The organism is Shinella agrisoli (assembly GCF_046557955.1).
GTDB lineage: Bacteria > Pseudomonadota > Alphaproteobacteria > Rhizobiales > Rhizobiaceae > Shinella.
The window spans coordinates 298116-310428 of record NZ_JBJIEP010000005.1; the positions used below are offsets into that span (position 1 = coordinate 298116).

Here is a 12313-nt window from a genome sequence, read left to right on the forward strand (position 1 = left end):
ACCCCCTCGCAATACGGGAAGGACACCATGGCGGACGAAGAACAGGACGGCGGGCAGAAGAAGCCTTCGCTCGTCATCACCATCGCGGTCATCGCCATCCTGACGCTGCTTGCCGGCGGCGGCGGCTGGTTCGTGGGCAACATGCTCGCTCCCCCGCCCGCCGAAAAGCCGGCGGAGGAGGCGAAGGCGGGACCCGCCGCCGCGAGCGGCCACGGCGCGTCCGGCGACGCCGGTCAGGAAGTGACGCACATCTCAACCGAGGCGAGCGGCGTCGTGCTGCTCGATCCGATCACCAGCAACCTTGCCTATCCGTCCGACAATCGCGTGCGCCTGGAAGTCGCATTGATGTTCAAGGGCGCGCCGGATGTCGTTCTGGCGGAGGAAATCCACCAGGATATCATGGCCTACATGCGCACGGTCTCGCTCCAGCAGGTGCAGGGGCCGCGCGGCTTCCAATATCTCAGGGAAGACCTGCAGGAGCGGGTTGACCTCAGGTCCGAAGGACGCGTAACCAACGTCATGTTCCGGACCTTTGTGATCGAATGATTCGAGCCTTTCTGACCTTCGTCGCCATGATGGCGATGACCGGCATGGCCTATGCCCAGCAGCAGCTGCAACTGCCGGGCGATCTGCTCAATGCGCCGGTCGACGGCTCGGTCGCGTCTTGGATCATCCGCACCTTCGGGCTGCTCACCGTTCTTTCGGTCGCGCCCGGCATCCTGATCATGGTGACGAGCTTTCCGCGCTTCGTCATCGCCTTCTCGATCCTGCGCTCGGGCATGGGGCTCGCCACCACGCCCTCGAACATGATCCTCGTCTCGCTGGCGCTCTTCATGACCTTCTATGTCATGGCGCCGACCTTCGACCGGGCCTGGCAGAACGGCGTCGAACCGCTGATCGCCAACCAGATCGACGAGACGGAGGCCGCACGGCGCATTGCCGAGCCCTTCCGTGAATTCATGGTGGCCAATACCCGCGACAAGGACCTCGAGCTCTTCATTTCGTTGGCGGAGGAGCGCGACCAGACCGTGATGCAGGACAATGTGGCGGACCTGCGCGTCGTCATCCCCGCCTTCATGATCTCGGAGATCCGCCGCGGCTTCGAGATCGGCTTCCTCGTCGTGCTGCCCTTCCTCGTCATCGACCTGATCGTCGCCACCATCACCATGGCCATGGGCATGATGATGCTGCCGCCGACCTCGATCTCGCTGCCCTTCAAGATCCTGTTCTTCGTCCTCATCGACGGCTGGAACCTGCTCGTCGGCAGCCTGGTGCGCTCCTTCAGTTAGAGCTGCTTAACCATACCTTCTTACCCGGCATTAACCCTGTTTCCCGGTGGGTCGAAAGCACCCTGCCGATTTAAGGAGTTGGCAAGGATTGGCTGCGAGTTTTGGGCTCACACGACGGGTTTGGTATCCCTTCAGTCCGCTGGAGAAACCGAGTTGGCATGATGCCGAACCGCCGTAACCGGTAAAGTCAGTCCGGTATGTCCCCACCAGTATTTCGTTCAAAGGGACAACTAGAATGTCGAGCATTCTCACCAACACGTCTGCAATGGCAGCGCTCCAGACGCTGCGCACCATCAACAACGACATGGAAACGACGCAGAACCGCATTTCGTCCGGTCAGCGCGTCGGCGCGGCCTCGGACAACGCTGCGTACTGGTCGATCGCAACCACCATGCGTTCCGACAATGCAGCTCTCTCTGCCGTCCAGGACGCTCTCGGCCTCGGCGCCGCAAAGGTCGACGTGGCTTACGGCGGTGTGGAAGCGGCGATCGACGTCGTCAAGGAAATCAAGGCGAAGCTCGTCACCGCGACCGAGCAGGGCGTTGACAAGGTCAAGGTCCAGGAAGAAATCACGCAGCTCCAGGAGCAGCTGAAGAGCATCGGCGCCTCCGCCACCTTCAACGGCGAAAACTGGCTTGCCGGCGGCTCCGCCGACACGACGGTCGTCACCGGCTTCGTGCGCGGCAGCGACGGCACCGTCAAGGTCACGACGGCAACCTACGACTCGGCTGCAAACGCCCTGTTCGGCGCCTATGACTCCACCACCGGCGAAGTCGACGATTCCACGGGCTACCTCGCCGACACGCTCGCCATTTCGATCGATGCGAGCACGGACGATGCGACGATCGCAACGCATCTCGACACCATCGAGACCGCGCTGACGAACCTCGGCACCGTCGGTTCGAACCTCGGTTCGCTCTCCATGCGCATCGGCCTGCAGGAAGACTTCGCGGACAAGCTTTCCACCGCTCTCGAAAAGGGCATCGGCCGTCTCGTCGACGCCGACATGAACGAGGAATCCACGCGTCTCAAGGCCCTGCAGACCCAGCAGCAGCTCGCCATCCAGTCGCTGTCGATCGCGAATTCCAACTCGCAGAACATCCTCTCGCTGTTCCGTTAATCACGGATGGGTGGGCGGCGCGAAGGCTGACCGCACCGCAAACCTGAAAAGGCCGCGCCCGGCAACGGGCGCGGCCTTTATCATTTTTATTCTGCGCTAAAGACTTCATTAACTTTATTGCGGTTTTCTTGGAGCAACGAAACGGTGGGTTAACCAAGAAACTTAACCGGTTGGCAGGCATGATGCTGACCACCGTTCCCCGGTAACATCCGGAATGTCCCTTTCCCAGTCAGCCATTCAAGGGGCACCTATACATGACGAGCATTCTGACCAACGTCGCGGCGATGTCCGCTCTCCAGACCCTGCGCTCGATCGGCAGCAGCATGGAAACCACGCAGGGCCGCGTATCGTCCGGCATGCGCGTCGGTGAAGCTGCGGACAACGCTGCCTATTGGTCCATCGCAACCACCATGCGCTCCGACAACAAGGCGCTGTCGGCCGTGCAGGACGCTCTCGGCCTCGGCGCGGCCAAGGTCGACACGGCTTACGCCGGTATGGAAGCGGCAATCGATGTCGTGAAGGAAATCAAGGCCAAGGTCACCGCCGCAACCGAACAGGGCGTCGACAAGGCCAAGGTCCAGGAAGAAATCACCCAGCTCCAGCAGCAACTGGTGTCGATCGCCAGCGGCGCTTCGTTCAACGGCCAGAACTGGCTGGTCTTCGACAGCACCGCGACCGGTGCCGTCGCCGACAAGACGATCGTCTCCGGCTTCATCCGCGATGCGTCCGGCACGGTCAAGGTCAACACCACCATCTACACGCTTGACGAGCAGACGGCTGACTCCCAGAACGTGCTTTTCACGACCGTCGACACGAGCGACCACACGCAGAGCACGGGTGGCATCCTGGGCGCCGCGGGTGACGACATCGATACGACCGACAATACCTACACCATCACCGACAGCGTCGTTACGCTCGATATCAGCGAATTCACCGACGCCGAAATGGCCGAGGCCCTGAACCTGACGGAAGCCGCCATCCAGCTGATGACCAAGGCTGCTTCCCAGCTCGGTTCGATCTCCATGCGCATCGACCTGCAGGAAGACTTCGCTGCGAAGCTTGTCGATGCCATCGACCAGGGCGTCGGCCGCCTCGTCGACGCCGACATGAACGAAGAGTCGACCCGCCTCAAGGCGCTGCAGACCCAGCAGCAGCTCGGCATCCAGTCGCTTTCGATCGCCAACTCCTCGGCGGAAGGCATTCTCCAGCTCTTCCGTTAATCGGAAGCCGGAAGATAGACCCTTCAAGTTTTTCTGGAGGCCCCGGTTCTGCCGGGGCCTTCGTCTTTTTGCCGCCCAGCCCGTCAAAGCGGCGGATTGAGGAACGCTGGCATCGCCGCATTCTGCGCGCTGCGGGCGAGATAGAGCCTTGCCGTGTCGAGCGCCTCGCGGATCGTCACATCCATGTCGAGGTAGCGATAGGTGCCGAGCCGTCCGACGAAGGTGACGCCCGCCTCCCTTTCGGCGCGCGCGACATAGTCGGCAAGCTGCGCCTTCTCCTTCACGAGGCGAATGGGATAGTAGGGGATGTCGTCCGGCTCGCAGGCCCGCGAGAATTCGCGGTAGCACACGGAGCCTTCATGCTCTTCCCAGGGAGAGAAATGCTTGTGCTCGGTGATCCGGGTATAGGGCACCGAGACATCGCCGTAGTTCATCACCGCGCAGCCCTGGTAGTCGCCGTCATAGGTGAAGCGTTCGAAATCGAGCGTGCGGTAGCCGAGCCGGCCGAGTTCATAGTCGAAATAGCCGTCGAGCGGCCCGGAATAGAAGACATGGCTGAAGCCGGCCTTCTCGTCGCGCCGGAAGCTGGCTCCCAGCGTCACCGCGATGTTCGGATGGTCGAGGATGCGCCCGATCATCTCGGTATAGCCGTTCTCCGGCATGCCCTGGTACTTGTGGAAGAAGTAGTTGTCTTCGTAGTTGAAGCGCACCGGCAGCCGCTTCAGGATCGATGCCGGCAGCTCGCGCGGCGAGCAGCCCCACTGCTTCTGCGTATAGCCCTTGAAGAAGGCCTCGTAGAGGTCGCGGCCGACGAAGCGCAGGGCCTGCTCCTCGAAGGTCTGCGGATCGGTGATGGTCCTGTCCGCCTGCTCCTCGATGAAGGCGCGGGCCTCGTCGGGGCGGAAGCTCTTGCCGAAGAACTGGTTGATCGTGTGCAGGTTGACGGGAAGCGAATAGACCTGGCCGCCGCTCGTTGCCTTCACGCGGTTCTTGTAGGGCATGAAGGTCGTAAAGCCGTTCACGTAGTTCCAGACGTCCTCGTCGTCCGTATGGAAGATGTGCGGGCCGTAGACATGCACCATGACGCCCGTTGCCGCGTCCCGCTCGGTATGGCAGTTGCCGCCGATATGGCCGCGCGAATCGACGATCTCGATCCGGTAACCCTTTTGCGCGAGCTCGCGGCCGATGACGGCGCCGGAAAGCCCGGCCCCGACGATGAGAATTCTTTCTTCTACCTGCATGGCATCCGGCTCCGCATTCCCCTCATCGGCCGGCAGGTGCCGGCCAGAGGCGGGCGTCCGGCGGGAGAGGCGCAAAGTCGTTGAGGGCGGCGAGCTCGGCGCGATAGCGTGCGCGATAGCTCTCGTCGTCCTCGAACTCGATGTCCCGCGCCGCGAGCTCGGCGCCGATCTCGTAATAGATGTCGAGGTTCCTGAGATCCGGAACGGGCGTCTCGCCCCGCTCTGCCTCGCCCTGCATCTGCCAGAACAGGTCTTCGAGGCGGCGGGCAAGGCCGGGCATGTCGCGTAGCGCGCAGGTCTCGCGCTGGCGCTCGAGCGATTCGCGTACAGCCGCAAGGCTTGCCGGGTCCTTGGCGAAGCCGATGGCCTTGCGCACGTAGTCGTCCGGGCCGCTGCAGACCAGTTCGGGAATGCCTGCCGCCGTCACGATGCTGGCACAGAAGCGCGACGCGAAGCTCTTGCCGGCAACGGTCAGAACGGGCAGGCCCTGCGTGACGGCGTCGGCCGCGGTGGAATGGGCGCCGTAGGGGAAGGTATCGAGGAAAAGATCGGCAAGGCCGATCCGCGCAAGATGGTCGGGATTCTGCACCTTGCCGGCGAAGATGAGGCGCTCCGGCGCGACGCCGGCCTGTTCGGCCATCTTGCGCAGGCGCTCGTTGACGCTTTCGTCGCCGACCAGCAGCCAGAGCACGCTGCCGGGCGTGGAGAGCAAAATGGCCATCCATCGCGCGAAGCAGCGGGCGGTGATCTTCTGCATGCCGTTGAAGCTGGCGAAGACGAAGGCGTCTTCCGGCAGGCCGGCGGCGGCACGGGTGGGGCGCGGGTTCACCGCGCGCTTGCGGTCCACCGGCTGGTTGCAGGCGATGCGCAGGACCTTTTCCGTATAGTAGATTTCGTTCTGCGGCGGCACGACCGTCTCGTCGGCGATCATGTACTGATGGTACGGGCTCGCCATCGTGCCGGGATAGCCGCAGAAGTTCACGATGACCGGTGCGGGGCGGTAGGCGAAGATCTTCGTGCGGGCGTGCTTGGTATAGCCGTTGATGTCGATGAGCACGTCGATCTCGTCCGCCACGATCTGGCGGGCCGCCTCGACGTCGCTGAGCTTGGTGATGTCGCGCCAGTGGTCGACGGCCTGCCTGATGCGCGCCTGGGTCTGGTCGTGCGGCACGGGCTCGCCGCAATAGTAGGCGAAGACCTCGACGGCCGACTTGTCATGCAGCTCCAGCACCTCGCTCAGTGCGAAGCCGACGGCATGCTGGCGCAGGTCGGACGAGACGTAGCCGATGCGCAGGCGCTGTCCGGTCCCCGTCTTCTTCCGCACCGGCTTGCGCTCGAATGCCGCAAGGTCGGCGGGCCTGCCCACGGTCTGATGGCAATACTTGTGGGCCTTTGCCATGTGGAACAGCGGGTCGTCCGTATAGCAGGCGATCGTCATGGAAGACATGGCGTCCATGAAATGGCGGGTCGTGAGCTGCGTGGAGGGGACCACTACGGGCCATTTGCATTGGCGCATCCGCAGCGAGATCCAGTGCTGGGCCGCCTCGGTGCGGGAGGGCTGCAGCTCCATCGCCTGCCAGAGCGCGGCTTCGGCCTCTTCGAGCTGCCCGGTGCCTTCGAGCACGCGGCCGATATGCTGGAGGCTGAGCAGCCGGTTGTTGATCCGGTCGGGCGTGAGCTCCGCCGTCGCCTCGACGAAGGTACGCCATTGCTGCACCGCCTGGCCGGTCAGCCCGCAATCCTCGAGCGTCCGGCCGAGATTGATATGCGCCTGGCCGAACAGCGGGTTCAGCCGCACCGCCGCGCGCAGGGCATGCAGCGCGGCCGCGGCGTCGCCGGCCTTCGAGAGTGAGACCGCATAGTTGAAATAGGCAAGATGCAGCAGCGGGTTGGCGTCGTTGAAGGCGATCCAGGTCTTGTAGAGCTCGATCGCCGGTGCCGTCTGGCCGGCGCCGGCCAGGCCTTCCGCGACCTGGAACAGCTCGGCGAGCGAGAGCTGCTGCGTGCGTGCGCGTATCAGCAGGTTGAGGAGCGGCGCGTTCGGGTCGGGAACGATGGGCGTGCTGACGGTCATGGACATCCTGCGGCAAGGGGCCTGCTGGCCGGGCTGTTGAACGACTCGGAATGAGCTCGTCTATCTTGCTATCGGAGTTGTCTTGCGTCGGGCTGGCCGGTTTTCGGGGAAGGGGAGCCGAAACGAAAAAGGCGGCGCGGGCATGGCCCGCGCCGCCGGATCTGGAGCCTGGCCGGCTCAGATGTCGTTATAGGCTGCGATGACGGCCTCGATCTGCGCGTTGGTCATCGCGCCGATCTGCTGGCTGGTGAAGGCCTGCGCCTGTTCCGAGGTCAGGCCGGCAATGTCCTCGGTGGACAGCCCCGCCAGGGCCTTCACGTTGATCGCGGCGATCTCGTCGGTGAGGAAGGTCGCGATCTCGTCGGAGCTCATGGCTTCCAGGGCCGCGGCGCTGAGGGCAGCGATCTGGCCGCTGGTCAGAGCCTCGATCTGGTCGGAGTCCAGCGCTGCCACCTGGTCGGTGGTGAGCGATGCGATCTGCAGCGACGTCAGGGCAGCGACCTGGTCCGTCTCGAGCGCCGCGACGGCGTTGGTCGAGAGGGCCGAGAGCTGCTTGCCCGTCAGGGCCGTGATCTTGTCGCTCGTCAGGCCTGCAACCTGGTCGGAGGTCAGGACACCGATCTGAGCCGTGGTCAGGGCGGCGAGCTGAGCCGAGCCGAGGGCGCCGATGAGGCTGCTGTCGAGGTTGGAGATCACGCTCGTCGACAGGGCGGCCAGGACCTTAGCGCTGATCGCGGCGATACCATCGGTATCGAAGGCTGCGATCTCGTCGGAGGTCATCGTGCCGATCGCTGCGGCGCTGAGGGCTGCGATCTGGCTGCTCGAAAGAGCTTCCACCTGATCGGTATCGAGCGCCTCAACCTGGGCCGTCGTCAGGGCCGCGATCTGCTTGGCCGTGATGGCGGCGACCTGATCCGTGTCGAGCGATGCGATCGCCGTGGTGCTCAGGGCTGCGATCTGGCCGGCGCTGAGGGCGGCGATCTGGCCGGTCGTGAAGCCGTCAACCTGGTCGGAGGTCAGCGTCGCGAGCTGGGCCGTCGTCAGGGCCAGAACCTGGGCGGAGCTCAGGGCCGCGATCTGGGCGCTGCCGAAGTTCGCGATGGCATCGGTCGTCAGGGCCGAGAGCACCTTGGCGCTGATGGCTGCGACTTCGTCCGTGGAGAAGGTTTCGATCTCGTCGGAGGTCATCGTGCCGATCGCGGCAGCGCTGAGGGCAGCGATCTGGCTGCTCGAAAGAGCTTCCACCTGATCCGAGTCGAGCGTTGCCACCTGTGCGGTCGTCAGAGACGACACCTGCTTGGCCGTCAGGGCTGCGATCTGGCTGGTTTCGAGGGCCGCGATGGCGTCGGTCTTCAGGGCTTCGATCTGCTTGGCCGTGAGGGCGACGATGTTGCCGGTCGTCAGGCCGGCAACCTGGTCGGAGGTCAGGATGCCGATCTGGGCCGCCGTCAGCGCAGCGACCTGCTTGCTGTTCAGGGCCGCGATCTTGTCGCTGGTCAGGTTGGCGATCGTATCGGTGGAGAGGCCTGCCAGGACCTTGGTGCTGATGGCGGCGATTTCATCCGTGGAGAAGGTTTCGATCTCGTCGGAGGTCATTGTGCCGATCGCGGCAGCGCTGAGAGCCGCGATCTGGCTGCTCGAAAGGGCTTCCACCTGGTCGGTGATGAGGGCCGCGACCTGCGAGGTGGTCAAGGCTGCGACCTGTTTTGCCGTCAGGGCCGTGATCTGGTCGGTGCTGAGAGCGGCAACCACATCCGTCGACAGCGCCACCAGCTGCTTTGCCGTCAGGGCGGCGAGGCTGCCGGTCGAAAGGCCTGCGACCTGGTCGGAGGTCAGGACACCGAGCTGCGCGGTCGTCAGCGCTGCGGCCTGCTTTGCCGTCAGGGCGGCGATCCGGTCGCTGTCGAAGTTGGCGATCGTATCGGTCGAGAGGCTTGCCAGGACCTTGGTGCTGATGGCGGCGACTTCATCCGAAGTGAAGGAGGCGATCTCGTCGGAGGTCATCGTGTCGAGCGCCAGGGCGCCGAGAGCGGCGATCTGGGTGCTGCTGAGCGCCTGTACCTGGTCGGTGTCGAGCGTTTCGACCTGCGCGGTCGTCAGGGCGGCCACCTGCTTTGCCGTCAGCGCAGCGACCTGGTCGGTGCTGAGCGCGGCGATCGCGTCGGTCGTCAGGGCGGCGACCTGCTTTGCCGAGAGGGCGGCAAGCGTCGAGGTCGAGAGGCCTTCGATCTGGTCGGAGGTCAGGACGCCGATCTGTGCCGTCGTGAAGGCTGCTGCCTGCTTTGCCGTCAGGGCCGCGATCTTTTCGCTGTCGAAGTTCGCGATCGTGGCGGTGGAGAGGCCTGCAAGGACCTTGGCGCTGAGGGCGGCGACCTCATCCGTCGAGAAGGTTGCGATCTCGTCGGAGGTCATGGTGTCGAGGGCCGCGGCGCTGAGAGCGGCGATCTGGCCGCTGTTGAGCGCTTCCACCTGGTCGGTGACGAGCGCGGCCACCTGCGCGGTGGTCAGGGCCGCGATCTGCTTGCCCGAGAGGGCGGCGATCTGGTCGGTGCTGAGGGCGGCGACGACGTCGGTCGACAGTGCCGCCAGCTGCTTTGCGGTCAGGGCCGCGACGCTGCCGGTGGAAAGGCCTTCGATCTGGTCGGAGGTCAGGACGGCGATCTGGGCCGTCGTGAGGGCTGCCGCCTGCTTTGCCGTCAGGGCCGAGAGCTTGTCGCTCTCGAGGTTGGCGATCGTGGCGGTGGAAAGGCCTGCCAGGACCTTGGCGCTGAGGGCGGCGACTTCGTCCGTCGAGAAGGTTGCGATCTCGTCGGAGGTCATGGTGTCGAGGGCCGCGGCGCTGAGAGCGGCGATCTGGCTGCTGTTGAGCGCCTCCACCTGGTCGGTGACGAGCGCGGCGACGTGCGCGGTGGTCAGGGCCGAGATCTGCTTGCCCGAGAGGGCGGCGATCTGGTCGGTGCTGAGGGCGGCGACGACGTCGGTCGAAAGCGCGACAAGCTGCTTTGCGGTCAGGGCTGCGACGCTGCCAGTGGAGAGGCCTTCGATCTGGTCGGAGGTCAGGACGGCGATCTGGGCGCTGGTAAGCGAAGCGACCTGCTTGGCATTGAGGGCGCCGATCTGCTCGCTCGTGAAGTTGGCGATGGCGGCGGTGGAGAGGCTTGCCAGGACCTTGGCGCTGATGGCGGCGACTTCGCTGCTCGAGATGGCGGCGATTTCATCGGAATCGAACGTGCCGAGGGCGGCAGCGCTGAGGGCTGCAATCTGCGTGCTCGTGAGGGCTTCGACCTGTTCGGTGTTCAGCTTTTCGATCTGCGCCGTATTCAGCGCGCCGATCTGGGAGGCGGTGAGGCCGCTGATGTTGGTGGAGGAGATCGATTCGATCTGCGCGAGCGTCAGGCCGACGATGGCGCTTGCGGTAACCGCGCTGAGCTGGGCCGAGGAGAAGGCCGCCATGTCTTCCGTTTCGAAAGCGGCGATCTGCGCGGAGCTGAGGGCCTTGATCTGGGCGCTGCTGAGCGCCGCGATGTCGGTCGTGGACAGGTTGGCGATCGCGGTCGACGAGAGCGCCCGGATCTGGTTGACCGAAAGGGAAGTAACGATTGAAGTCATGAACGCGCCCTTGATGGTTGGCTCTCACAAACGTCATTCCCGTGCGAGTCGCCTGCCAAAGGACCGATGTGATCCCCTTACGGTGGACTCAGCATGTCGTGCGCTTGCTGCAGCGTTGTACGTCCGGCTGGACCCGCCATTGGCGTTGCAATTCGGGTGCCTTGCGGACGATAGCAATGTTTACGTGGAACATGACTCGAACGAGCCAGCGCATCGGAAGGGCATCATGCTTCCAGAGCCGGTCGCGGCTCCGATCCCTACGCCAGTGATTGCGAGCGCCTACATGGGCAGGACTCTCACAACTGGGGAAAGTTCTAAGCAGGAACTGCTAAAAAACCGTTAATAGAATGCAACACATCCTTGCATCGGAACGCCGGATACGACCCGAAACGATGCGTCTTCCTGTCGATTTGGCGCATTGTCGTGCCGCTATGACGCATTCGCCCCCGCGTCTCCGGCTCCCTTCGGGTTGAAACCGTAGGAGCGGCAGGAAATAGCCATTACAAGATAACGGTTTTTTCATTTGTCTTTACGAGACCTCGATGGCGTTAACCTTTTGTTAACCATTTGCCGTTAACCAATCGTTAAGAACGATGGACCGGCGCCCAGGGCAAACGAGCGGCGCCGGATGCATGAAGCCTCTCCGTCGTTACCGGTTCCCCGCCTCACTCCGGCATGTCCCCGACAATTCCTATCTCAGGGCAAGTGCCAATGACCAGCATATTGACCAACTCCGCCGCCATGGCGGCGCTGCAGACCCTCCGTTCCATCGACAACAACCTTCAGACGACGCAGGCGCGCGTCTCCTCAGGCCTTCGCGTCGAGACCGCCTCCGACAACGCCGCCTACTGGTCGATCGCGACCACGATGCGCTCCGACAACCGCGCGATCTCCACCGTGGCCGACGCGCTCGGCCTCGGCGCCGCCAAGGTCGACACCGCCTATACGGCCCTTGAGAACGTCATCGAGGTGATGAGCGAGATCAAGGCGAAGCTGGTGGCTGCGCGCGAACCGGGCGTGGACAAGACCAAGATCAACGACGAGATCAAGGAGCTGAAGAACCAGCTCGTCTCGGCCGCCCAATCGGCGTCCTTCTCCGGCGAGAACTGGCTTTACAATTCCGGCGTCGACGCACTCGGCGTCAAGTCCGTCGTCGCCTCCTTCGTGCGCACGGCCGGCGGTAACGTCAAGGTCGCCACGCTCGACTTCGATACGGCAAATTCCGTGCTGATCGACATCGAGGAGCCCGACCGGGGCTATCTCACCAAGTCCATCGACGCATCCGTCCTTTCGGAGGATCCCGGTGCGCTGACCGGAAGCTATTATCTGATCGACATGGGCGGCTCGCCCGCCGGTGACGAGATCAAGATCGACAACGACACGACCTATGAAGCGCTGGACGCGATGATCAGCGTCACGGACTACATCATCAAGGACCTGACGAACGCCGCGTCCACGCTCGGTGCCATCACCAAGCGCATCGAGATGCAGGAGAGCTTCGTCGCCAGCCTCAACGACGTGATCGACAAGGGTATCGGCCGTCTGGTCGATGCGGACATGAACGAGGAATCGACGCGGCTCAAGGCGCTCCAGACCCAGCAGCAGCTCGGCATCCAGTCGCTGTCGATCGCCAATTCGAGCGCCGAGAACATCCTCCAGCTCTTCCGCCAGTAAGGGCAGGCGCGCTTCGATCCGCCCGGCCGTTGGTCATCGGCCGAAGCGGGCGGTTGGGCCGCGCGATTTGCCCTGGCGCGGCCCAA

8 protein-coding genes are annotated in these 12313 nt (G+C 63.9%); 5 read left to right on the top strand and 3 right to left on the bottom strand.

Annotation, left to right across the window (positions count from 1 at the left end):
* Positions 1-27: 27 nt before the first annotated feature.
* From ACIIOY_RS07225 to ACIIOY_RS07240, 4 genes are all read left to right on the top strand, one after another.
* A complete protein-coding gene (locus ACIIOY_RS07225; protein ID WP_411033952.1) occupies positions 28-546 on the top strand; it encodes a flagellar basal body-associated FliL family protein in 519 nt (172 codons plus the stop codon).
* On the top strand, positions 543-1289 hold the full coding sequence (gene fliP, locus ACIIOY_RS07230) for a flagellar type III secretion system pore protein FliP (RefSeq protein ID WP_411033953.1): 747 nt from the start codon (positions 543-545) through the stop codon (positions 1287-1289). Before ACIIOY_RS07225 ends, fliP begins: the two co-directional genes overlap by 4 nt.
* 235 nt (positions 1290-1524) lie before the next feature.
* Positions 1525-2409 carry a flagellin N-terminal helical domain-containing protein gene (locus tag ACIIOY_RS07235; protein ID WP_411033954.1) on the top strand — a complete coding sequence of 295 codons (885 nt, stop codon included), beginning with the start codon at positions 1525-1527 and terminating at the stop codon, positions 2407-2409.
* A gap of 254 nt (positions 2410-2663) precedes the next feature.
* On the top strand, positions 2664-3629 hold the full coding sequence (locus ACIIOY_RS07240) for a flagellin N-terminal helical domain-containing protein (protein WP_411033955.1): 966 nt from the start codon (positions 2664-2666) through the stop codon (positions 3627-3629).
* A gap of 83 nt (positions 3630-3712) precedes the next feature.
* On the opposite strand, the gene glf is transcribed toward ACIIOY_RS07240, so the two are convergent.
* The 3 genes from glf to ACIIOY_RS07255 form a co-directional block, all read right to left on the bottom strand.
* Positions 3713-4870, bottom strand: coding sequence for a UDP-galactopyranose mutase (gene glf / locus ACIIOY_RS07245; protein WP_411033956.1), 1158 nt, complete (start codon positions 4868-4870; stop codon positions 3713-3715).
* Positions 4871-4892: 22 nt separating this feature from the next.
* Entirely contained in the window at positions 4893-6944 is a 2052-nt protein-coding gene (locus ACIIOY_RS07250; RefSeq protein WP_411033957.1) for an O-linked N-acetylglucosamine transferase, SPINDLY family protein, read from the bottom strand.
* 177 nt (positions 6945-7121) lie between these two features.
* A complete protein-coding gene (locus ACIIOY_RS07255) occupies positions 7122-10553 on the bottom strand; it encodes a beta strand repeat-containing protein (protein ID WP_411033958.1) in 3432 nt (1143 codons plus the stop codon).
* Between the two features lie 711 nt (positions 10554-11264).
* Between ACIIOY_RS07255 and ACIIOY_RS07260 the strand changes: the two genes are divergently transcribed.
* Positions 11265-12227, top strand: coding sequence for a flagellin N-terminal helical domain-containing protein (locus tag ACIIOY_RS07260; RefSeq protein ID WP_411033959.1), 963 nt, complete (start codon positions 11265-11267; stop codon positions 12225-12227).
* The last annotated feature ends 86 nt before the right edge of the window (positions 12228-12313 follow it).